Below are 20,821 nucleotides of genomic sequence, written 5' to 3' on the forward strand. Positions count from 1 at the left end.
TGCTCAGGTTGCCACGTCCTGCACGGTGTTGTTGCCGCGCAGCCGTCCTACCACGCCTTGAGGGAAATAGTAGACGCTCAGGATAAACAGCAGGCCCAGCCACAACAGCCAGCGGTCCGGATGCAGCAGCGAGGACAGCAGCGGCAGCGCCGAGGTGGCGTCGCTGGCAAGCTTCATCACGTCCTGCAGGTAGGTCTGCGCCACCAGGAACAGCACCGTGCCGATCACCGCGCCGTAGAGGGTGCCCATGCCGCCGATCACCACGATCAGCAGGATATCGACCATGATCTCGAACGACAGCGAGGTGTCCGGTCCGTTATAGCGCAGCCACAGCGCCATCAGCACGCCGGCCAATGTGGCGAACATCGCAGAGAGCACCGTCGACACCGTGCGGTAGACCACAGTACGGTAGCCGATGGCCTCGGCGCGGAAGTCGTTCTCGCGGATCGCCTGCAGCACGCGCCCGAAGGGCGAATTGACGATGCGCAGCAGCACCAGGAACAGCACCAGCGCGCCGGCGAACACCAGGTAGTAGCTCAGCAGCTTGCCGGTCAGCGGCACGCCGAGCCACTCGGCATCGCCCAGCGAGAAGCCCGGCCGCAGCACCTCGGGCACCTTGAAGGTCAGCCCGTCCTCGCCGCCGGTCCATTCCGACAGCTGCGACACCAGCGTGCCAAAGGCGGTCGCCACCGCCAGCGTGATCATGGCGAAGAAGATCGCGCGCACCCGCAGCGAGAACAGCCCGATCAGGAAGGCCAGCAGCGCCGATACCGCGAGCGCGCCCACAGTGCCGGCGAGCAGCGCGCCCCAACCCGGCTCCATGCGCGACATTGCGATCGCCACGCCATAGCCGCCGATGCCGAAGAACATGGTGTGGGCGAAGGAAACGATGCCGGTATAGCCCAGTAGCAGGTCATAGCTGGCCACCAGCACCACGAAGATGCAGATCTTGGCCGCCATGTTCAGCGCACGCGCACCGGGGAACGCAAACGGGGCGCACGCCAGCGCCACCAGGATCAGCAGCAGGATCACGGTCAGCACGCGGCTGCGCGGCAGGTCGCCGGAGAGAAGTCGGAGCATGGTCGTGTCCCTTCCGTTAGCGCCGCGCCACCGGGAACAGCCCTTGTGGGCGCCACAGCAGGATCAGCATCATCAGCAGGATGTTGGAGAACAGGGCAACCTTGGGGAACAGGAAGCCGGTGTAGTTGGCCATCAGCCCTACCAGCAGCGCGCCGACGAAGCAACCGGTGGTCGAACCCAGGCCGCCGATGATGATCACGATAAAGATCAGCACGTTGACCTGCGCGCCGATCGCCGCGGTGATGTTTTGCTGATACAGACCCCACAGCACGCCGCCCAGCCCGGCAAGCCCGGCGCCCACGACGAACACGCCGATAAACAGCCGCCGGATGCGGTAGCCGAGCGCCTCCACCATCTCGCGGTTCTCCACGCCCGCGCGGATCAGCAGGCCGATGCGGGTGCGGTTGAGCAACAGCAGCATGGCGATGAAGATCACCAGCCCGAGCGCCATTGCGATCAGCCGGTATTTCTCGATGGCGGCGTCGCCCAGCAGCACCGCGCCGCGGAAGGTGGTGGGCACCTGCAGCGCGATGGTTTCTGGGCCCCAGATCGCCTTGATCAGTTGCTCGGCCACGATCATGCCGCCCATCGTGATCAGGATCTGCTTCAGGTGCTGGCCGTAGACTGGGCGGACCACCACGCGTTCGAAGAAGAGTCCGACTGCGCCGGCGGCGACCATCGCGGCCACGATCGCCAGGGCAAACACCGACAGGTTCAGCGCCAGGTTGTCGGCCTCGACCCAGCCTGCCAGTGGCAGCAGCACCGAGGCAGCAACATATGCGCCAAGCGCGATGAAGGCGCCGTGGCCGAAGTTGAGGACGTCCATCAGGCCGAATACCAGTGTCAGGCCGGACGAGACCACGAAGATGATCATGCCCATTGCCAGGCCGGCGACGGTCAGCGTGAGCCAGGTCGAGGGGCTGCCTATTAGCGGGTAGGCCAGCAGCATCAGCAATGGCGCCAGTGCCAGCGGTGTCCAGTCGAGGCGGACCTTCGGCAGGTCGGCCGGGGTGGCGCTTGATAGGGTCGTTGATGTTGTCATGTGTCTCGTCCTGCCGCGGGCGTAACGTCCCGCGCGCTGTGTGCTCCCTCTTCCGCTAGCGGGAGAGGGTTGGGGTGAGGGCCGGGCGTATCGACAAAGTAATGCCTGTCGGTATGCCAGTTCCTGCCCTCCCCCCTGCCCCTCTCCCGCAAGCGGGAAAGGGGAGCAAACAATCGGTCTCGCTGATCGTCTTCGCTACTGGTGCGCGGCCAGCGACAGCCCCAACAGCTTCTGCTGCAGGGACTCGTCGTCAGCCAGCGCCGCCATCGAGCCCGTATGCACCGTCCGCCCATCATCCATCACCGCCACCGTATCCCCCACCGACTTCGCCATATTGAAGTTCTGCTCCACCAGCAGGATCGACACCTCGGTCTGCTTCAGCTCGCGAAACACGTGGATCATGTTCTGGATAATGGCCGGCGCCAGCCCCTTGGTCGGCTCGTCCACGATCAGCAGCTTGCGCGGCTCGATGATGGCGCGCGCCACCGACAGCATCTGCTTCTGCCCGCCCGACAGCACGCCGGCGCGCTGGTGCCAGAAGGTCTTCAGCGCCGGGAACATGCGGAACACCCAGTCCAGCCGGCGCTCGTCGATGGCGCCCGTGCGCGCGGCCAGCCGCATGTTCTCCGCCACGGTCAGGTCGGAAAACACGCTCATGTTCTCCGGCACGTAGGCGATGCCCGCCTGCGCGATCGCGGGCGTGCTGTGGCGCGTGATGTCGGCGCCGTCGAACGTCACCGTGCCGGCGCTGGCCTGCCACAGGCCCATGATGGTGCGCAGCGTGGTGGTCTTGCCGGCGCCGTTGCGCCCCAGCAGCATGGTCACGCCGCCGCGCGGCACGTCAAAACTGACGCCGTGCAGGATGTGGTACGGGCCGATGTGGGTCTGCACGCCCTGCAGCCGCAGGATGGGCGCCGCGTTCTGTGGCTCAGCCATGGTTGCCCTCCTCTTCCGCCATGCCCAGGTAGGCCTGCTGCACCACCGGCGAGGCAATCACCTCCGCCGGGTCGCCATCGGCCACCAGCGTGCCGTTGTGCAGCACGATGATGCGGTCGGCCAGCGAGCGCACCACGTCCATCTTGTGCTCGACCAGCAGCACGGTCTTGCTGCGGTCCTGGCGGATCTCGCGGATCAGGTCCAGGATCACCGGCACTTCGTCCACGCTCATGCCTGCCGTGGGCTCGTCGAACATGAATACGCGCGGCTGCAGCGCCAGCAGGATGCCGACCTCCAGCTTGCGCTGGTCGCCATGCGGGAGCGAGGCTACCGTCAGGTGCTGCTTGCCCGCCAGCGCCACGCGCTCCAGGATCGCCAGCGCCTGCGCGCGCACGTCGCGGTGGCTGGTCCACATCGAGAACAGGTCGATGCCGCGCTGCTGGCGCGCCTGCACCGCCAGCCGCACGTTCTCCAGTACGGACAGTTGCGGGAACAGGCTGGTGAGCTGGAAGGCCCGCCCGATGCCGCGCCGGGTCTTCTGCGACACCGGCAGGCGCGTCAGGTCCTCGCCGTCGAGCAGGATCTGCCCGGCGGTAGGAGGCAACTGGCCAGAGATGAGGTTGAAGTACGTGGTCTTGCCCGCGCCATTGGGGCCGACGATGCAGGTCAGCTCGCCGGGCCGAAACGCGCACGACATCGCGTTGACGGCCACATGGCCGCCGAAGCGGATGGTCAGCTCGCGCGTTTCCAGTAACGGCTGCGCGCCGGCCGCGGCCGCGGTGCTGCCGCGCTGGCCGGCCGGCTGCGGTGGCACCGGCGCGGCCGCTGTGCGGGCGGAAGAAGCAGGCGCGTTCATCAGCGGTGGTTGCGCACGGGCACGTTCATTTCCTCCGGCCGGATCTCGCGCACGAGTTCAGGCACGCCCCAGGCAAAGGCGGGATCGACCTTGATCTTAAAGTGGTACATCGACTGCATGGCCTGGTGGTCCTCCTTGCGGAAGGTCATCTTGCCCTTGGGCGTGTCGAACGACATCCCCTCCATCGCCATGATCAGCTTGTCGGTGCCGGTGTCGCCGTTGGTCTTCTTCAGCGCCTCGACCAGCGCGATGCCCGCGGTCATGCCGCCAGCGGTGAAGAAGTCAGGCGGCGACTTGAACTTGCTGTAGTGGTTGGACACCAGCCACTCGTTGGCCTTGTTCTTCGGGATGCCGAAGTAGTAGTACGTGGCCCCTTCCATGCCCGGGAAGTTCTTGTAGCTGCTCATCGCCGGCAGGATGTTGCCGCCGGTGGCGATCTCGATGCCGTAGCGCTTGGGATCGAGATCGGCGATCTTGAACGGGTTGCCGGCGCCGGCCCAGATGATGAAGATCACCTTGCGGCCGGGCTTGTCCTTGAGCGCATCGAACAGGCGCTGCGCGCCGGCGGTGAAGTCGGTGGTGTTGGTCGGCAGGTATTCCTCGTGGACGATCTTCGCGTTCTTCAGCGCGCCCTTGAACGCCTTGACGCCGTCGCGACCGAAGGCGTAGTCCTGTGCCAGCGTGGCGATTGTCACACCGGGCTTGTCCAGCGCCACGGCATTAGAGATCGCATCCTGCGACGAGTTGCGGCCGGTGCGGAAGATATAGCGGTTCCACTTGTCGCCGGTGATGGAGTCGGCGACGGCGGGCTCGACCAGCAGCACCTTCTTGTATTCCTCGGCCACCGGCAGCATCGCCAGCGCGGTGCCGGACGAGGTCGGGCCGACCGCAATATCGGCGCGGTCGTCGCTGTAGGCCGCGGCGAGCTGCGCCTTGGCGACGTCCGGCTTGCCCTGGGTGTCCTTCTCGATCACCACCAGCTTGTTGCCGTTGACTGTCATGGTGCCGTTGGTGGCGTATTCCAGCCCCATCATCAGGCCGGTCTGGGTCTGCTTGGCGTAGGCCTCGAGCGCGCCGGTCTTGTCGTAGACGTGGGCGATGCGGATGTCCTTGGCCAGTGCGGTGCCGGCGGCGAGCAGCGCGGCGGCCATGACCAGGGCGCGTACGGCGTGAGTGTTGCGTTGCATTGCTGTCTCCTCGATTCGGTCTCGTTTGTGTTTGTAGAGCTGAAACCTGCTGCAACTGCGTGGGGGTGTTGCTTTGCTATTCGCGCGCGCGGCCGGCAAGGAAGCGCCGCATGCCTTCGGCGGTATCGGCAGTGGCCACCTGCGCGACGAAAGCCGCGCGCTCGCACTCCAGTGCTGCGGCCAGCGCGTCGAGATCCCAGCGCAGCAATGCGCGCGTGTGCGCGACGCTGCCGGGCACCTTGGCCGCGATACCGCGTGCCAGCGCGATAGCCTCGGCCTCTGCCGAGCCCGGCGCCGCCAGCGCGGCCGCGATGCCTTGCGTGAGCGCGTCGGGCGCGGCCACGATCGTATTGTTCAGCTGCCAGGCACGTGCTCGCGGCGTGCCGACCAGTTGCGGCAGCATCGCCGTCCAGCCGCCGTCCGGGCTGAAGCCGACCACGGTGTAGAACGGCGCGATGCGCGCATCCTGTGCCAGCACCGCCATGTCGCACGCCAGCACGAGGCCGAGCGAGCCACCGGTGAGCCAGCCTTCCACCGCCGCCACCATCGGGCAGCGCAGCGCGGCAATGCGCAGGATCGACCGGTTCAGCAGCGCCAGCAGCCGGCCCGCATATTCCGCAATGCCATCACCCTGGTCGGCAAAGGCGGCCACATCGCCGCCGGTCGAGAAGTTCGGTCCCGCATGGGTCAGCACCGCCACGCGGATCGACGGGTCGGCCTCGATCTGGTCCAGCGCGCCGAGCAGCGCCACCAGCAACTCGGGCACCAGGCTGTTGTGCCGCCGGGGCCGGTTCAGGCGCAGCAGCGCCACGCAGTCGGTGCGCTCCAGCAGGACCAGCGGCTCGGCGTGCGCGCTCATCGCGGCTGCAGGCCGTGCGAGATCAGGTCGAAGGCGGTATCGACCACCTTCTCCATGGATGCAGGCCGCTTCCAGCGCGCATAGCGCATGCCCAGGAAGTTGCTGATGCCGATCAGGCACCAGGCGCGCACCTCGGCATCGCCGGGGACGATCTCGCCCTGCTCTTCGGCGCGCTCGAGGCGCCGGCTGTAGAGCTCGGCAAAAACCTGGAAATAGCTGCTGTAGATGGTCTCGTCCACCGAGTAGGAATCGAGCACGATCCGGTACAGGTTCTTGTGGCGCGAAACGAAAGAGAGGAAAGCCTTCAGGCCGAGGCGCTCGGCCTCCATCTGGCTGGCGGCGTTGGCCACGTGCTTGCGCAGGTGCGCGCGCACCAGCTCGAGCATATGGGCGACCAGCGCGCGGAAGATGTCTTCCTTGTCCTTGAAGTACAGGTAGAAGGTGCCCATCGCCACCTTGGCTTCCTGCGTGATTTCGGAGATCGATGCGGCGTAGTAGCCTTTCTCGCCGAACACTTTCTCGGCGGCGCGCAGCAGGGCTTCGCGGGTCTTCTGGCCGCGCGCGGTCTTGGGCGGGCAGATGGCGCCGGCCAAGCCGGGTTCGCGGACTTCGCCAGTCTCGCCAGTTTCGGTCTGGGACATCATGTCTCCGGTGGCGCTGTGCGCCTTGTCATTGGAATGCCAGCCGCTTCATGTCCTGCAGGCGGCCGGTTACCTCGGTCCCGCTCTCGGCAAGTACCTCCTCCGCACCTGCCGCCGCCTTTGCATCACTGCCTGGAATCGCTATGCAGGCAAAACCTGATATCTGATTCATGTTTCATCGTATAAATTCACCACGAAGGATGTCAATAGGGATCACCCTCCACCGGGGCAGGTTGTCCGCGTGGCATCCAGGGCACTTTCCCCGACCAACCGCCAGGAGACACCCTTCGTTGGACGCTCCCGCTTCTGCCCCCGCAAGCACCGCGGCCCCGCCCTTTGCCAGCCATCCGGCCGACCGCGCGTTGCCAGGCTGGCGCGAAGCCGGGCAAGGCCGGCCGCTGCTGTTGCTGCACGGATGGTCGGTCAATGGCGAGGCCTTCGACGCCCAGCGTGCACTGGCGCTGGCAGGATTCCGCGTGATCGCGCCTGACCACGCCGGCCACGGCCTGTCCCGCTACCGCGCCGGCACCACGATCACGGCGCTGGCGCAGGATGTGGCGGGCCTGGTCGCGCACCTGGGGCTCACTGACGTGGTGGTGGCAGGCTGGTCGATGGGCGCAATGGTGGCATGGGCACTGTTGCGTGACCATCCGGGTCTTCCGCTGGCGGCTGTCGGCAGCATCGACATGACGCCCCGGCTGGTGACGGATCCGGATTGGCCGCATGGCCTGCACGGCGACTATGACATCGCGCTCGCCGCGCAGATGGCGGCGCGCATCCGGGCTGACTGGACCCGGTTGGCGCCCTCGGTCGCGCTGGGATTGTGGGCGGCGGGACGGCGCCCGGACGGCGCCGCGATGCAGCGCATCGCGCAGATGGCAAGCCAGTGCGATGCCGCGGCGCTCGCCGCGCTGTGGGAGGACATGGCGCGCCAGGATTTCCGCGCGACGCTGCATACGGCGGCCTTGCCGCTGTTCCACCTGTACGGCGCGGCCAGCCGCTTGTACGCGCCGGCGGTCGGCACTGCCACGCTAGCGTTGCAACCTTCGTCAGGATTCAGTGTGGTGGCCGGCGCGGGCCACAGCCCGCATATGGAGCAACCGCAGGCGTTCAATGCCTCGTTGCTCGCGCTGATCGCTCAGGCCAGCACGCGGTAAGTCCAGAGGCCGAACGCCGTCAGCAGCAGCGAGCCCCCGAGGTGCATCAGCAGGTGCATCGCCGCCCAGCCGTAGTCGCCGGCGATCAGGTTCGCCACCACTTCACTGGAAAACGTCGAGAACGTGGTCAGCCCGCCGAGGAAGCCAGTGATGGCCAGCAGGCGCCATTCCGGCGGCAGGGCGGCGTGGATGTCGAAGAAACCCACCGCCAGCCCGATCAGGTAGCCGCCCAGCAGGTTCGCCGCCAGCGTGCCGTAGGGCATGGCCGGGTTGATGGCGTTCCACAGCACCGCGAACCCCCAGCGCAGCCACGCCCCCACCGCGGCACCTACGCCCACGGCGACAAACCCCAACGGCCCCATCAGGACCGGCTCCCGCCGTCGCCGCCCTCTCCTTGCTGCTCGTCATCGCCGCTGGCGTTGAACGACGCGATGCCCCAGCGCTTGAGCGCGGCTTCGTCGGTGACGCGGGCATCGACCCAGCGCGCGCCTTCGGGTGTTTCTTCCTTCTTCCAGAACGGCGCTTCGGACTTGAGGTAGTCCATGATGAACTCGCACGCGGCGAAGGCATTGCCGCGATGCGCGGACGCCACCGCCACCAGCACGATCTGGTCCTGCGGCAGCAGCGGGCCGACGCGATGGATGATGGTCACGCCCAGCAGCACCCAGCGCGCGCACGCGGCCGCCTCGATCTGCGCCAGCGCCTTCTCGGTCATGCCCGGGTAGTGCTCCAGCTCCATCGCGCTGACGGCGCTGCCGTCGCTGATATCGCGCACGGTGCCGATAAAGCTGGCCACCGCGCCGACCGCCGGGTTGCCGGCACGCAGCGCCGTTACCTCGGCGCCCAGGTCAAAATCCTCGCGCTGTACCCTGACGCTCATCTCAGCCTCCGGTGACGGGCGGGAAGAAGGCGACCTCGCAGCCGTCGGCAATCGCCGTATCGGGCCGCGCCACCGCGTGGTCGACGGCCATGCGCAGTGCGCGGCCTTCGGCCAGAGTTTCAGCCCAGGCGCCGCCGCGCTGGATTAGCCAGTGGCGCAGCTCGCCCACGGTGCGCACGCCCGTCGGCACCTCGATGCGCTCTTCGGCCACGCCGAGTTGTTCGCGCACGCTGGCGAAGAATCGTAGTTCGATGGTCATCACTGCTTCTGCGTCCTGATGATGCGGGCCCGCTATGCGAGCAGGCCGTCAAACGGAATGAACTGCACGGTATCGCCGCGCGCGATCGCCTGGCTGGGCGGGTTGTCGATCAGGCCATCGCCCCATACGGTGGAGGTCAGCACGCCCGAACTCTGGTTCGGGAACAGGTCCAGTCCGCCTTCGGCATTGATGCGCGCGCGCAGGAACTCGTTGCGGCGGTCGCCCTTCTTCAGCTCGAAATCGGCACGCAGCGGCAGGCGCCGCGGCGCCACGTCGGCCACGCCCTGCAGGCGCAGGATGAAGGGCCGCACGAACAGCAGGAAGGTGACGAAGCTCGACACGGGGTTGCCCGGCAACCCCAGGAAGAAGGACGGCTCGGCACCGGCGCTGGCAACTTGCCCGAACGCCAGCGGCTTACCCGGCTTGATCGCGATCTGCCACATGTCTAGCCGCCCTTCGGCCTCGACCGCGGGCTTGATATGATCCTCCTCGCCGACCGACACGCCGCCCGAGGTGATGATCAGGTCGTGGCCTTGCGCCGCGCGGCGCAGCGTCTCTCGCGTGGCCGCCAGCGTATCCGGCACGATGCCGAAGTCGCTGACCTCGCAGCCCAGGTTTTCCAGCAGGCCGCGCAGCGTGAAGCGATTCGAGTTGTAGATCGCGCCGGGCTTGAGCGGCTCCCCCGGCATCGCCAGTTCGTCGCCGGTGAAGAACACCGCCACGCGCACGCGGCGCACCACATCGAGCTTTGCCTGGCCGACCGATGCCGCCAGCCCCATTGCCTGCGGCGTGAGCCGTGTACCAGCCGGCAGGATCACGCTGCCGGCTTCGATGTCCTCGCCCGCGCGCCGCACCCATTCGCCGGATTGCGGCACGTGGTTGACGATCACGTCCTCGCCTTCGGCCGTGCATTGTTCCTGCATCACCACGGCATCGGCCCCCGGCGGAATCAGCCCACCGGTGAAGATGCGCGCGGCGGTGCCGGGTTCAAGCTCAGTGCCGACATGCCCTGCCGGAATGCGTTGCGACACGCGCAGCCGCGTGCCCGCTGCCGGGATATCGGCGGCGCGCATGGCATAGCCATCCATCGAGGTGTTGTCGGCCGGTGGCACGCGCAGCGTGCTGGTCACGGGCGCGGCCAGCACGCGGCCGTTGGCGTCAAGCGTGTCGACCGACTCCACCTGCCCCAGCGGACGGGCGGCAGCGAGCAAGGCGTCGAGCGCCTGGGCCATGGTCAGCATCGGGGGGCGGGAAGGTGCTGCGGCTTGGGTCATGGTGCTATGTGGAAAAGGGTTGGCCCATGAAAAACGGCCCGCGCATTGCCGCCTCCAGCATGCTGGGGCGTGCAATCCGGGGGCCGAAGATCGGGCCCGCAGCCTGATTGTAGCGAGTTGGCACGGACCCGGCACGCGGCAGCGCCGCAGCCCGGTCCCCGTGCCCGTGCGCTTACAGGCCGGTGTGGCGGGCAATATAGGCCTTGACCTGCGCGGCGTCGCCCGGCATCACTTCAAAGCGCTGCGGCAGGCTCTCGATGCCCTCGAACTTTGCCGGGCGCTCCGGCTCGTGGCCAAGTGCCTCGCGGATGGTATCGGCAAACTTGGCCGGCAGCGCGGTTTCCAGCACCACCATCGGCACGCCGGCGCTGAGATGCTCGCGCGCCACCTTGACGCCGTCGGCGGTATGGGTATCGATGGTGATGCCGTAGCGCGACGACAGGTCGCGGATGGTCGCCACGCGGTCATCATGCGTGCTGCGGCCCGAGACAAAGCCGAACTCGCGGATGCGGTCGAATTCCGGCGTGCCCGACAGATCGAAACCGCCCTTCTCTTCCACGTCGCGGAACAGCGCAGCCAGCTTGTCGGCATCCTGGCCCAGCAGGTCGAACACGAAGCGCTCGAAGTTCGAGGCCTTGGAGATATCCATGCTCGGGCTCGACGTGTGGTACGTCTCGGCCGACTTGCGCACGCGGTAGGCGCCGGTGCGGAAGAACTCGTCGAGCACGTCGTTCTCGTTGGTGGCGACCACCAGCTTGTCGATCGGCAGGCCCATCATGCGCGCGATATGGCCGGCGCAGACGTTGCCGAAGTTGCCGGACGGCACGCAGAACGAGACCTTCTGGCCCGGACCGCTGGTGGCCAGCAGCCAGCCCTTGAAGTAGTACACCACCTGGGCCACCACGCGCGCCCAGTTGATCGAGTTGACCGTGCCGATCTTCTGGCGCGCCTTGTAGTCGAGGTCGTTGGAGACCGCCTTGACGATGTCCTGGCAGTCGTCGAACACACCTTCGACAGCGAGGTTGAAGATGTTGGCATCCTGCAGGCTGAACATCTGCGCGGTCTGGAACGCGCTCATCTTGCGGTGCGGGCTCAGCATGAACACGCGGATGCCGCGCTTGCCGCGCATCGCGTACTCGGCGGCGCTGCCGGTATCGCCGGAAGTCGCGCCCAGGATGTTCAGCTCCTGCCCGGCGCGGCCCAGCGCGTACTCGAACAGGTTGCCGAGCAACTGCATCGCCATGTCCTTGAAGGCCAGCGTCGGCCCGTTGGACAGGCCCAGCAGTTGCAGCTTCGTACCGCCCTCTTCACCCAGCGTGCGCAGCGGCGTGATGTCGGCGGTGTTGTCGCCTTCGCGCGCGTTGCAGTACACCTCGGGAGTATAGGTCTTGCGCGTCAGCGCGCGCAGGTCCTCGGCGGGAACATCGTCGCAGAACTTGCGCAGGATTTCGTAGGCCAGGTCGGCATACGACAGCTTGCGCCAGGCTTCCAGCTCGTCGGCGCTGACTTGCGGGTACTCGACGGGCAGGTACAGGCCGCCGTCCGGCGCCAGGCCGCCCAGCAGGATCTCGGAGAAGGTTTGCGGCAGTTCGTGGCCGCGGGTCGACTTGTATTTCATCTGAATCTGCTGGTCCGGCCCTTAGTTCAGTTCTTCCATGCGCAGACGCGTCACATCGGACAGCACGGTCGGCAGCGCCTCGATCTTGGCGATCGCCGCGTTGACGTGCTTCTCGCGCGTGATGTGGGTCAGGATGATGATGTCGGTCTGCGGCTCGCCCTCGCGCGATTCCTTCTGCAGCATGGCGTCGATCGAGATGCCGCCCTCGGCCAGGATGCGGGTGATCTCGGCCAGCACGCCGGTCTCGTCCGACACGCGCATGCGCAGGTAGTACGAGCTGTTGATCTCTTCGATCGGCAGCACCGGCACGCTCGACAGCTCATCCGGCTGGAACGCCAGGTGCGGCACGCGGTGGTTCGGATCGGCGGTGTGCAGGCGGGTCACGTCGACCAGGTCGGCGATCACGGCCGAGGCGGTCGGCTCGGCGCCGGCGCCCTTGCCGTAGTAGAGCGTCGCGCCCACGGCGTCGCCCTGCACCAGCACGGCGTTCATCGCGCCTTCGACGTTGGCGATCAGGCGCGAGGCCGGCACCAGCGTCGGATGCACGCGCAGCTCCACGCCGTCGTCGCGGCGGCGGGTGATGCCCAGCAGCTTGATGCGGTAGCCCAGCTCCTCGGCGTACTTGATGTCGGTGGCGGACAGTTTGGTGATGCCTTCCACGTGGGCCTTGTCGAACTGCACCGGCATGCCGAAGGCGATCGCGCTCATCAGCGTGACCTTGTGCGCGGCGTCGACGCCTTCGATGTCGAAGGTCGGGTCGGCTTCAGCGTAGCCCAGCTGCTGCGCTTCCTTCAGCACCACGTCGAAATCCAGGCCCTTGTCGCGCATCTCGGACAGGATGAAGTTGGTGGTGCCATTGATGATGCCGGCGATCCACTGGATGCGGTTGGCGGTCAGGCCTTCGCGCAGCGCCTTGATGATGGGGATGCCACCGGCCACCGCGGCCTCGAAGGCGACGATCACGCCCTTGCGGCGCGCGGCTTCGAAGATCTCGTTGCCGTGCACGGCCAGCAGCGCCTTGTTGGCGGTGACCACGTGCTTGCCGTTCTCGATCGCCTTGAGCACCAGCTCGCGCGCGATGCCGTAGCCGCCGATCAGCTCGATGACGATGTCGATGTCGGGGCGGTTGACCACCTCGTTGGCATCGCTGACGATCTCCACTTCCCCGTTGGTCAGCTCGCGCGCGCGTTCGGTGTTGAGATCGGCCACGATGGCAATCTCGATGCCGCGGCCGGCGCGGCGGCGAATTTCTTCCTGATTGCGCTTGAGCACGTTGTACGTGCCGCTACCGACGGTACCGATGCCGAGCAGGCCAACTTTGATGGGGTTCATGGACAATCTTCTGAGTTGCTAAGGATGAGATACAGCGCGGCCCGCGATTCAGGCCGCCGCCTTGCCGTGGCGTTTTCGGTACGCCTCGAGGAAGCGCGCGACGCGGCCGATGGCCTCGCGCAGGTCTTCCTCGTGCGGCAGGAACACGATGCGGAAATGATCGGGCTTGGCCCAGTTGAAGCCGGAGCCCTGCACCAGCAGCACCTTGGACTCCTGCAGCAGTTCGTAGATGAACTCCTGGTCGTCCTGCACCGGGTACATCGACAGGTCGAGCTTGGGGAACAGGTACAGCGCAGCCTTGGGCTTGACGCAGGTCACGCCCGGGATCGCGGTGATCAGCTCATAGGCCAGGTCGCGCTGGCGGCGCAGGCGCCCGCCTTCCGCCACCAGGTCGTTGATGCTCTGGTAGCCGCCCAGCGCGGTCTGGATCGCCCACTGGCCCGGCACGTTGGCGCACAGGCGCATCGACGACAGCATGTTCAGGCCTTCGATGTAGTCGATAGCCGGACGCTTGTCGCCGGACACCACCATCCAGCCGGCCCGGTAGCCGCACGAGCGGTAGTTCTTCGACAGGCCGTTGAAGGTCACTGTCAGCACGTCGGTCGACAGCGAGGCGATCGAGGTGTGGGTGTTGCCGTCGTACAGGACCTTGTCGTAGATCTCGTCGGCGAAGATGATCAGGTCATGCTCGCGCGCGATCGCGACGATCTCGAGCAGCAGTTCATCCGAATACAGCGCCCCGGTCGGGTTGTTCGGGTTGATGATGACGATGGCCTTGGTATGCGGCGTGATGCGGGCCCGGATATCGGCGGGGTCGGGCATCCAGTCATTGGCTTCGTCGCAGATATAGTGCACCGGCGTACCGCCGGAGAGGCTCACCGCGGCGGTCCACAGCGGGTAGTCCGGCGCCGGCACCAGCACTTCGTCGCCGGTATTGAGCAGCGCGTTGACCGCCATGACGATCAGCTCGGAGGCGCCGTTGCCGACATAAATGTCGTCCAGGCCGACGCCCTCGATATTTTTTTGCTGGGTATAGTGCATGATCGCCTTGCGCGCGGCGAAAATGCCCTTGGAATCAGAATAACCTGCCGAATTCGGCAGGTTTCGCATCATGTCCTGCTGAATCTCTTCCGGCGCGTCAAAGCCGAACACGGCCAGGTTGCCGATATTCAGCTTGATGATCTTGTGCCCTTCTTCCTCCATCTGCTTGGCCTTTTCCAGCACCGGCCCGCGGATGTCGTAGCAAACATTATTGAGTTTGTTGGATTTCTGGATGGGTTTCACGGCGATGTCGGGGCAGGCTGTCGGGGCTGGCGATAGGTGTGCCGCGTCGGCGGCACCGAACAGGGAATCCGGGCGAATCTGGCGAATGCGGACGTGCCGTCCGCTGCAATGCAACGCGAACGTGGCAGACAGGGAGGCAAAAGCTATAATTTATCGGATTATGACAGACTTCGGCAGGGATTCTTGCATTGCAGCGTGCGCCAGCGGCGCGCACGGCAACCGCCTGCGGGTGGATGCCCATCCCGTCGACGATCCTGTCGCCTGTCCTGTCCTTCACACCATGCCCGTCCGCGCTGCCGGCCATCCGTCCCACGGGCCGGCCAACCAGCCCGCGGCGGCCGCCGCAGAGGCCTCCAAGTGAAACTCCACGCCGACCAGCCCCAGTCGCTCAATACCGTCACGGCCTATGGGCCGGGATATATCGAAATCAATCTCGTCCGTCACACCACCTCGCTGCTGGTCATGCCCGAAGGCGAAGTCCAGCCGTGGCCGGTCAGCCGCTTCGAAGACCTGGAGCCGGCGCATTTCGAGCAGCTCGCCGAACTCGGCCCGGAAGTGGTGCTGCTTGGCACCGGCGCCCGGCTGCGCTTCCCGCACCCGCGCCTGACCGCCTCGCTGTCGCGCCGCCATGTCGGCGTCGACGCCATGGACATGCAGGCCGCCTGCCGCACCTACAACATCCTGATGGCCGAGGGCCGCAAGGTGGCTGCGGTGCTGCTGCTGGAGCCCGAGACCGGCGCTGCCTGATTCGGCGCGCCCTGCCGGGCGCGATTGCGAAAGTTGAGCCGGCGCCACGCTTGAAGTCTGGCCGCGCGCCCCAATCTTCCCCCGCTAAGGTGGCAGCCCCTCCTTCCTGATCCCTCTGCCCCTCGCCCAGGAGCCACAAGCATGACCGTCAGTCTCAGCAAGGCCGTACCCGACTTCAGCGCGCCGATGACCGGCGACGCCACCTTCCGTCTTGCCGACTACCGCGGCAAGACGGTGGTGCTGTACTTCTACCCGAAGGACAACACGCCGGGTTGCACCACGGAGGCCATGAACTTCCGCGACCAGTACGACGATTTCACCAAGGCCGGCGTGCAGGTCTTCGGCGTCTCGCGCGACAGCATCCGCTCGCATGAAAACTTCAAGGCCAAGCTGGAGCTGCCCTTCGAACTGGTCTCCGACGCCGATGAAGCCATGTGCTCGCTGTTCGATGTCATCAAGATGAAAAAGCTTTATGGCAAGGAGTACCGGGGCATCGAGCGCAGCACCTTCATCCTCGACGGCAAGGGCATCCTGCGCCACGAACTGCGCGGCATCAAGGTGCCGAACCACGTCGACGAAGTGCTGGAGATCGTGCGCGGACTGTGAGTCCTTGCACATAACGCCGCGGGTTATTTGGCGTTGCCGCGACACTGCATCCGGGTGGTGTTGCAAGCGATTGCCAAACCCAAAACCTTCGGATACATTGGCCCGTAATGAGTTCAGATTCCGGATGCCACGCTGCTTCGACTTCCCGGCCCAGGCGGTTCGCGCCACAGGCCGGTAGCGGACCTGCCGTGTCGCCGGTCCGCAAGATAGCCGCCACACCTGTTATGCAGGCATGGCGGCTTTTTTGTTTGCACTCATCCCTGTCCGCGCCGGATGCCTCGCGCATGCATGCCCCGGCCATGGCCCGCGACGCCGCTGCGCGCCGCGGCCCGGACCTCATCGCCCCCTTCTTGTCCCCCTGAAAGGAAAGCCAAGCATGCCGCTGCCTACCATGCCCGCCAAGCCTGCCCAATTGCTGGATCCGAGCGAATTCGCTCCGGTTACCGCGGTGCCCAAGGCCAAGTCCGCCACACAGGGCAAGAAACCTGTGCCGGCACTCGAGCGCGTGGCATTGCTGGAAACCGGCGACACCCAGGTGCCTGAAGTCCAGGCCCGCGCCGCCGGTGGCACCCGCGCCCGCAGTACCGAAACCCCGACCGCGCCCGCGCCGGCCGTCAGCGCCGCGCCGGTCAGCCTGGTCAAAGCGTCCGCCGGCCCGACCCGCCGCGCCCGCAAGTCCGAAGGGCCGAGCAAGCTGTTCGTGCTCGACACCAACGTGCTGATGCATGACCCCGCCTCGCTCTTCCGCTTCGAGGAACACGACATCTATCTGCCGATGATGACGCTCGAAGAACTGGACAACCACAAGAAGGGCATGAGCGAAGTCGCGCGCAACGCGCGCATGGTCAGCCGCACGCTCGATTCGCTGGTGGGCGGCACCGACGGCGTGCTCGACGAAGGGCTGCCGCTGGAAAAGCTCGGCAACCGCGACGCGCAGGGCAAGCTGTTCTTCCAGACGCGCCTGAACGACATCAAGCTGCCCGAGGGCCTGCCACAGGGCAAGGCCGACAACCAGATCCTGGGCGTGGTCAGCGCGCTGCAGCAGCAATATCCGGAGCGCCAGGTGGTGCTGGTGTCGAAAGACATCAACATGCGCATCAAGGCGCGCGCGCTTGGCCTGCCGGCGGAGGACTACTTCAACGACCAGGTCCTGGAAGACAAGGACCTGCTCTACGCCGGCGTGATGCAGCTGCCCGGTGACTTCTGGACCCGGCACGGCAAGGGCGTGGAAAGCTGGCAGGATCCGAAGTCCGGCGCCATGTTCTATCGCCTGACCGGGCCGCTGGTGCCGTCCTTCCTGGTCAACCAGTTCGTCTATCTTGAGCCGGTCGACGGCAGCCTGCCGCTGTACGCGCAGGTCAAGGAGATCAACGGCAAGACCGCGCTGCTGCAGACGCTGAAGGACTACACGCACCACAAGAACAATGTGTGGAGCGTGACCGCGCGCAACCGCGAGCAGAACTTCGCGCTCAACCTGCTGATGAACCCGGACATCGACTTCGTCACGCTGCTGGGCCAGGCCGGTACCGGCAAGACCCTGCTGGCGCTGGCGGCGGGCCTGGAGCAGGTGCTCGACCAGAAGCTCTACAACGAGATCATCGTCACCCGCGCCACCGTGCCGGTGGGCGAGGACATTGGCTTCCTGCCCGGCACCGAGGAAGAGAAGATGCAGCCGTGGATGGGCGCATTCGACGACAACCTTGAAGTGCTGCAGAAGAGCGACGATAGCGCCGGCGACTGGGGCCGCGCCGCCACGCAGGAGCTGATCCGCTCGCGCATCAAGGTCAAGAGCATGAACTTCATGCGCGGCCGCACCTTCGTCAACAAGTTCGTCATCATCGACGAGGCGCAGAACCTCACGCCCAAGCAGATGAAGACGCTGGTGACGCGCGCCGGCCCGGGTACCAAGATCATCTGCCTGGGCAATATCGCGCAGATCGACACGCCGTACCTGACCGAGGGTTCGTCGGGCCTGACCTACGTTGTCGACCGCTTCAAGGGCTGGAGCCACAGCGGCCATATCACGCTGGCGCGCGGCGAGCGCTCGCGCCTGGCTGACCACGCGGGCGACGTGCTCTGACGCTGGCAGCATCCGGCGTGCCTTGCCTTCGGGCCGGGCGCGCCGGTCCGCTGTCGTCAACGGCAAGCACATTGCGGCTATCATGTCCGCATGTTTGCGCGCTGTTCCGCGTGTAGTCCCGCACCCCCACTGGAGGCGTCGATGAACCAACAGCATCTGCCAGGCAGGCATGCGCCTGCCGACCAGCGTCGCGCTGGTGCTGCCGCCGCGCGCAGCCGGCTTCGGCAGCGCTTCACCTGGGCCCTGCTGGCCGCGGCCGGCATGGCTGTGGCCATCGGCTCGCGCCCGGCGCGCGCCGCGCCCGAGGACATGGTGATCCGCACCATGGGTCCGGTCAGCTACGTCTGCGGCGGCGTTGCCGAAGACGAACGCCAGGCGCTGGCGGCCAAGGAGAAAGACTTCAATATCGGCATCGTGTTCACCCAGGGCACTGCCGGCGAATACCTGTCCGACGTCGCGGTCAAGCTGGTGCGCGACGAACAGGAAGTTGCCAGCTTTCGCGCCGAGGGCCCGCGTTGCCTGATACGTGCGCCAGAAGGCAGCTACAATATCGAGGCCAGTTACAAGGGCCAGGCCAAGTCCATCAAGGTCAGCACCGGTACGCGCAACGCCCAGCTACGCTGGTAGCGGCAAGCCTCTCCGGTGCGCCGGCAGGCCGGCGACCGGAGCCACAGGATGCCATTGCGCCGTACCCGTCTTTTCTCCGACTCCTTGCGTCGACAGGGCCTGTTCGCCAGCGCCCGCCTGCCGCTGCTTTGCGCCACCGCACTGCTGCTCGCAGCCTGCGCCAGTTCCCCGCCTTCGCGCCATGCCGGCCTGCCCCGTACGCCGGGCAAGCCCATGGTCGATCCCAGCGCCGGGCTGGAAGAGATCTCGATCCAGGCAATGTCGCTGGTCGGCACGCCCTATCGCTACGGCGGCAACACGCCCGATGCCGGTTTCGACTGCAGTGGGCTGGTGCGCTACGTGGTCTCGCGCGCGGCCAACTTGAACCTGCCGCGAACTACCGAGGCAATGGGCACGCGCGGCAGCGCGCTGGACCGCAGCGAAGTGGCCTCCGGCGACCTGGTGTTCTTCAACACCACCGGCCGAGCCAATTCGCACGTGGGCATCTACGTCGGGCAGAACCGCTTCGTCCATGCGCCCTCGTCCGGTGGCACGGTGCGGCTGGAGGACATGGGCAAGCCTTACTGGGCGTCGCGCTACAACGGCGCGCGCCGCGTGGTGGCGGAGATCATCCAGCCGCCCGAACCCGCTTCACCGCCGGTGCCGGCACCATCGGTAATGCCGGTCGCGCCGCCGCTTCCCATACCTGCCCCCGCGCCCGCGCCATTGCCGGACGACGACGATCCCATCGCCGCCTTCGCCAACCAATGAAGCCAACCCCCAAACAAAAAGCCAGGCATCTGTCCAAGGGGGTCGCTTAAAGTGTTGACGGGGGTAACGAGAAAAGCATAGAGTGCTGTATATCCATACAGTGCTCTAGGTAGGCCTTTGCTCCACACCTTTGAAGCCCGCCTCAATCTGACCCCCGAGTTAGCCGCCTTGTTGGCGGCTAACTCGGAACGCTGGTCGTGGGGCGCGCGTAAGGCTTGGAGTCTTCTGTATCGACAAAACCTCACTCGAACGACCGCCTACGCCACCTTAACGAGGGAAGGCTTTACCTCGCATCAAGTCGATTCCATGCTGACGCAAGCTGAAATGCGCCATGCAGGCTTGGTCGAACTCAAAAAGTACGAACGAGGTCAGCTTGAGCTGGCCATTCAGCGACGCGAATGCGCACTAGCCGACAAAGGCAAGAAAATTCAGGCCCTGTCAAAACGGCAAGCCAAGCTACGCGCTCAACGCGATAAAGTAGCACCGAAGCCGGGGAAAGCCCGTTCAAACCGCTACCTTACGACGCTAGCCCGCCTACGGGAAGTCGATACCGAACTCGAATTTTGCCGCAACTGGGTCGCACAAAAAGAACGCGTTCTTACTGCCAAGCGCGGCAAGCTGTCCGCGCTGCTTAAAGCTATTGATGAAGGCCGCTACAGTCTCTGTTTTGGCTCGAAGAAGCTGCTTCAGCAGCGGCCCGGCGAACACAACACCGAGACCACTCCATTCGCCTCTGTCGAGGATTGGCACGAGGCCTGGGACACAGCCCGAAACGGTCAGGTCTGGTCGATAGGACATACGGCTAAGCCCAGCGGCAATAGCAATCAGCGCTGCGCGGGCCGCGCCCCGATGCGAGGCAAAGTCGACCCCGTCAATCACAATGAATCGGCATTTCATGCGAAGGGGCATCACCTTTTGCGGCCCTCCGCTGCGAGGAATGCCCAAAGCGTCCGTCAACGCTCGCTTGCAGATACCAAATGCGCTCGCCGGCCGGTGATAGCCTTTGCAAGAGCCGCATTGTGACAGGCCGCTTTCCAAACGCGTCACGTTCCCACCGGTTTCAACCCAGAGACCGCTCGCACTAGAGAGGCTGGTGTCCTTGGACTGGATTTGAATGCCCGGGGCGTTGCCTGGGCTGTGGTGAAGCCCGATGGGAACCGGTTGCGGGAGGGTCATCCGCAGAGCGGCTTTCTCGGCTGGGACCTAAAAGGCCTTTCCGACGCTGTACGCAAGCAAGTCATCGGAACAACCGTTGCAGAGCTTGCCCGCCTGGGCAAGCGCCTAGGCCTCGCAGTGGCCATCGAGAACCTGGATTTCGCGACGAAGAAGGCCGGCTTGCGCGCCGGCGGCGTCAACAAGCGATACAACGAGATGCTGAGCTCGTTTGCAAGCTCACAGTTCGCAGAGCTGATGACCCGTGCCTGTGAAAAAGCTCATGTTCGGCTCTATTTGGTGAACCCTTCGTACAGTTCGGTCGGAGGCTTCACCAAATATGGCCGTCCCAATCGAATCGGCGCGGATGAGTCCGCCGCTCTTTGGTTGGGCCGGCAAGCTTTGTACGGTATCCCCTGGAAGACAGTGGGTGCCCAGTGCTTCGTCAAGAGGC

General features: G+C 65.8%; 21 protein-coding genes. 7 read left to right on the forward strand and 14 right to left on the reverse strand.

The features are described 5' to 3' along the window. Window positions 1–3: 3 nt before the first annotated feature. The 7 genes from K307_RS38010 to K307_RS38040 all read right to left on the reverse strand — a co-directional run bounded on the left by K307_RS38010 (window position 4) and on the right by K307_RS38040 (window position 6,601). Entirely contained in the window at window positions 4–1,080 is a 1,077-nt protein-coding gene (locus K307_RS38010; protein ID WP_042886234.1) for a branched-chain amino acid ABC transporter permease, read from the reverse strand. Window positions 1,081–1,096: 16 nt separating this feature from the next. Beyond that, window positions 1,097–2,122: a branched-chain amino acid ABC transporter permease gene (locus tag K307_RS38015; RefSeq protein WP_042886235.1), complete on the reverse strand. Its 1,026-nt coding sequence runs from the start codon at window positions 2,120–2,122 to the stop codon at window positions 1,097–1,099. A 195-nt stretch (window positions 2,123–2,317) separates the two neighbouring features. Beyond that, a complete protein-coding gene (locus tag K307_RS38020; protein WP_042886236.1) occupies window positions 2,318–3,058 on the reverse strand; it encodes an ABC transporter ATP-binding protein in 741 nt (246 codons plus the stop codon). After that, entirely contained in the window at window positions 3,051–3,914 is an 864-nt protein-coding gene (locus tag K307_RS38025) for an ABC transporter ATP-binding protein (RefSeq protein WP_196251643.1), read from the reverse strand. Before K307_RS38025 ends, K307_RS38020 begins: the two co-directional genes overlap by 8 nt. Further along, window positions 3,914–5,101 (reverse strand): substrate-binding domain-containing protein, encoded by a 1,188-nt coding sequence (locus K307_RS38030; protein WP_042886237.1) that lies wholly within the window; start codon window positions 5,099–5,101, stop codon window positions 3,914–3,916. Before K307_RS38030 ends, K307_RS38025 begins: the two co-directional genes overlap by 1 nt. Window positions 5,102–5,177: 76 nt before the next feature. Then, a complete protein-coding gene (locus K307_RS38035; RefSeq protein WP_042886238.1) occupies window positions 5,178–5,960 on the reverse strand; it encodes an enoyl-CoA hydratase/isomerase family protein in 783 nt (260 codons plus the stop codon). Further along, on the reverse strand, window positions 5,957–6,601 hold the full coding sequence (locus tag K307_RS38040) for a TetR/AcrR family transcriptional regulator (protein ID WP_022535664.1): 645 nt from the start codon (window positions 6,599–6,601) through the stop codon (window positions 5,957–5,959). The genes K307_RS38035 and K307_RS38040 overlap by 4 nt, the downstream gene beginning before the upstream one ends. Before the next feature lie 290 nt (window positions 6,602–6,891). Here K307_RS38040 and K307_RS38045 point away from each other — a divergent pair, with 290 nt between their 5' ends. Next, on the forward strand, window positions 6,892–7,758 hold the full coding sequence (locus tag K307_RS38045) for an alpha/beta fold hydrolase (protein WP_230626332.1): 867 nt from the start codon (window positions 6,892–6,894) through the stop codon (window positions 7,756–7,758). Here the strand turns inward: K307_RS38045 and crcB are convergent. The 7 genes from crcB to K307_RS38080 form a co-directional block, all read right to left on the reverse strand. Further along, window positions 7,740–8,120, reverse strand: a complete 381-nt coding sequence (gene crcB, locus K307_RS38050; protein WP_042886239.1) for a fluoride efflux transporter CrcB — start codon at window positions 8,118–8,120, stop codon at window positions 7,740–7,742. The genes K307_RS38045 and crcB overlap by 19 nt on opposite strands. After that, complete coding sequence (gene moaE, locus K307_RS38055) at window positions 8,120–8,638, reverse strand: molybdopterin synthase catalytic subunit MoaE (RefSeq protein WP_042886241.1); 519 nt, start codon at window positions 8,636–8,638, stop codon at window positions 8,120–8,122. Before moaE ends, crcB begins: the two co-directional genes overlap by 1 nt. A 1-nt stretch (window position 8,639) precedes the next feature. Further along, the gene (moaD, locus tag K307_RS38060) at window positions 8,640–8,897 is read right to left on the reverse strand and encodes a molybdopterin converting factor subunit 1 (RefSeq protein WP_022535668.1); all 258 of its coding nucleotides are present in this window, start codon (window positions 8,895–8,897) and stop codon (window positions 8,640–8,642) included. Between the two features lie 32 nt (window positions 8,898–8,929). Then, the gene (gene glp / locus K307_RS38065; protein ID WP_042886242.1) at window positions 8,930–10,171 is read right to left on the reverse strand and encodes a gephyrin-like molybdotransferase Glp; all 1,242 of its coding nucleotides are present in this window, start codon (window positions 10,169–10,171) and stop codon (window positions 8,930–8,932) included. A gap of 172 nt (window positions 10,172–10,343) precedes the next feature. Beyond that, window positions 10,344–11,789, reverse strand: a complete 1,446-nt coding sequence (thrC, locus tag K307_RS38070) for a threonine synthase (protein ID WP_042886243.1) — start codon at window positions 11,787–11,789, stop codon at window positions 10,344–10,346. Window positions 11,790–11,810: 21 nt separating this feature from the next. Then, a complete protein-coding gene (locus K307_RS38075; protein WP_042886244.1) occupies window positions 11,811–13,121 on the reverse strand; it encodes a homoserine dehydrogenase in 1,311 nt (436 codons plus the stop codon). A 48-nt stretch (window positions 13,122–13,169) separates the two neighbouring features. After that, a complete protein-coding gene (locus K307_RS38080; RefSeq protein WP_042886245.1) occupies window positions 13,170–14,405 on the reverse strand; it encodes a pyridoxal phosphate-dependent aminotransferase in 1,236 nt (411 codons plus the stop codon). A gap of 357 nt (window positions 14,406–14,762) precedes the next feature. On the opposite strand from K307_RS38080, the gene K307_RS38085 reads away from it, so the two are divergent. The 6 genes from K307_RS38085 to K307_RS48295 all read left to right on the forward strand — a co-directional run bounded on the left by K307_RS38085 (window position 14,763) and on the right by K307_RS48295 (window position 20,238). Then, window positions 14,763–15,152, forward strand: coding sequence for an Mth938-like domain-containing protein (locus K307_RS38085; protein ID WP_042886246.1), 390 nt, complete (start codon window positions 14,763–14,765; stop codon window positions 15,150–15,152). Between the two features lie 141 nt (window positions 15,153–15,293). After that, complete coding sequence (locus tag K307_RS38090) at window positions 15,294–15,758, forward strand: peroxiredoxin (protein WP_042886247.1); 465 nt, start codon at window positions 15,294–15,296, stop codon at window positions 15,756–15,758. 376 nt (window positions 15,759–16,134) lie between these two features. After that, window positions 16,135–17,838 (forward strand): PhoH family protein, encoded by a 1,704-nt coding sequence (locus K307_RS38095; RefSeq protein WP_042886248.1) that lies wholly within the window; start codon window positions 16,135–16,137, stop codon window positions 17,836–17,838. Between the two features lie 141 nt (window positions 17,839–17,979). After that, window positions 17,980–18,465 (forward strand): hypothetical protein, encoded by a 486-nt coding sequence (locus K307_RS38100; RefSeq protein WP_042886249.1) that lies wholly within the window; start codon window positions 17,980–17,982, stop codon window positions 18,463–18,465. 48 nt (window positions 18,466–18,513) lie between these two features. Continuing rightward, window positions 18,514–19,215 carry a C40 family peptidase gene (locus K307_RS38105; RefSeq protein WP_042886251.1) on the forward strand — a complete coding sequence of 234 codons (702 nt, stop codon included), beginning with the start codon at window positions 18,514–18,516 and terminating at the stop codon, window positions 19,213–19,215. Window positions 19,216–19,332: 117 nt separating this feature from the next. After that, on the forward strand, window positions 19,333–20,238 hold the full coding sequence (locus K307_RS48295; RefSeq protein WP_155301343.1) for a hypothetical protein: 906 nt from the start codon (window positions 19,333–19,335) through the stop codon (window positions 20,236–20,238). Window positions 20,239–20,821: the final 583 nt, after the last annotated feature.

Source organism: Cupriavidus necator A5-1, from assembly GCF_000744095.1.
Taxonomy (GTDB): Bacteria; Pseudomonadota; Gammaproteobacteria; order Burkholderiales; family Burkholderiaceae; genus Cupriavidus; species Cupriavidus necator_A.

Excerpts from the sequence above, each read along its gene's own strand:
- K307_RS38030 (WP_042886237.1), bottom strand. The coding sequence starts at position 5,101 with ATGCAACGCAACACTCACGCCGTACGCGCCCTGGTCATGGCCGCCGCG.
- K307_RS38075 (WP_042886244.1), bottom strand. The coding sequence starts at position 13,121 with ATGAACCCCATCAAAGTTGGCCTGCTCGGCATCGGTACCGTCGGTAGC.
- K307_RS38020 (WP_042886236.1), bottom strand. The coding sequence starts at position 3,058 with ATGGCTGAGCCACAGAACGCGGCGCCCATCCTGCGGCTGCAGGGCGTG.
- K307_RS38035 (WP_042886238.1), bottom strand. The coding sequence starts at position 5,960 with ATGAGCGCGCACGCCGAGCCGCTGGTCCTGCTGGAGCGCACCGACTGC.
- crcB (WP_042886239.1), bottom strand. The coding sequence starts at position 8,120 with ATGGGGCCGTTGGGGTTTGTCGCCGTGGGCGTAGGTGCCGCGGTGGGG.
- moaE (WP_042886241.1), bottom strand. The coding sequence starts at position 8,638 with ATGAGCGTCAGGGTACAGCGCGAGGATTTTGACCTGGGCGCCGAGGTA.
- K307_RS38040 (WP_022535664.1), bottom strand. The coding sequence starts at position 6,601 with ATGTCCCAGACCGAAACTGGCGAGACTGGCGAAGTCCGCGAACCCGGC.
- K307_RS38010 (WP_042886234.1), bottom strand. The coding sequence starts at position 1,080 with ATGCTCCGACTTCTCTCCGGCGACCTGCCGCGCAGCCGCGTGCTGACC.
- moaD (WP_022535668.1), bottom strand. The coding sequence starts at position 8,897 with ATGACCATCGAACTACGATTCTTCGCCAGCGTGCGCGAACAACTCGGC.
- K307_RS38095 (WP_042886248.1), top strand. The coding sequence starts at position 16,135 with ATGCCGCTGCCTACCATGCCCGCCAAGCCTGCCCAATTGCTGGATCCG.
- K307_RS38015 (WP_042886235.1), bottom strand. The coding sequence starts at position 2,122 with ATGACAACATCAACGACCCTATCAAGCGCCACCCCGGCCGACCTGCCG.
- K307_RS38105 (WP_042886251.1), top strand. The coding sequence starts at position 18,514 with ATGCCATTGCGCCGTACCCGTCTTTTCTCCGACTCCTTGCGTCGACAG.
- thrC (WP_042886243.1), bottom strand. The coding sequence starts at position 11,789 with ATGAAATACAAGTCGACCCGCGGCCACGAACTGCCGCAAACCTTCTCC.
- K307_RS38090 (WP_042886247.1), top strand. The coding sequence starts at position 15,294 with ATGACCGTCAGTCTCAGCAAGGCCGTACCCGACTTCAGCGCGCCGATG.
- K307_RS38100 (WP_042886249.1), top strand. The coding sequence starts at position 17,980 with ATGAACCAACAGCATCTGCCAGGCAGGCATGCGCCTGCCGACCAGCGT.
- K307_RS38025 (WP_196251643.1), bottom strand. The coding sequence starts at position 3,914 with ATGAACGCGCCTGCTTCTTCCGCCCGCACAGCGGCCGCGCCGGTGCCA.
- glp (WP_042886242.1), bottom strand. The coding sequence starts at position 10,171 with ATGACCCAAGCCGCAGCACCTTCCCGCCCCCCGATGCTGACCATGGCC.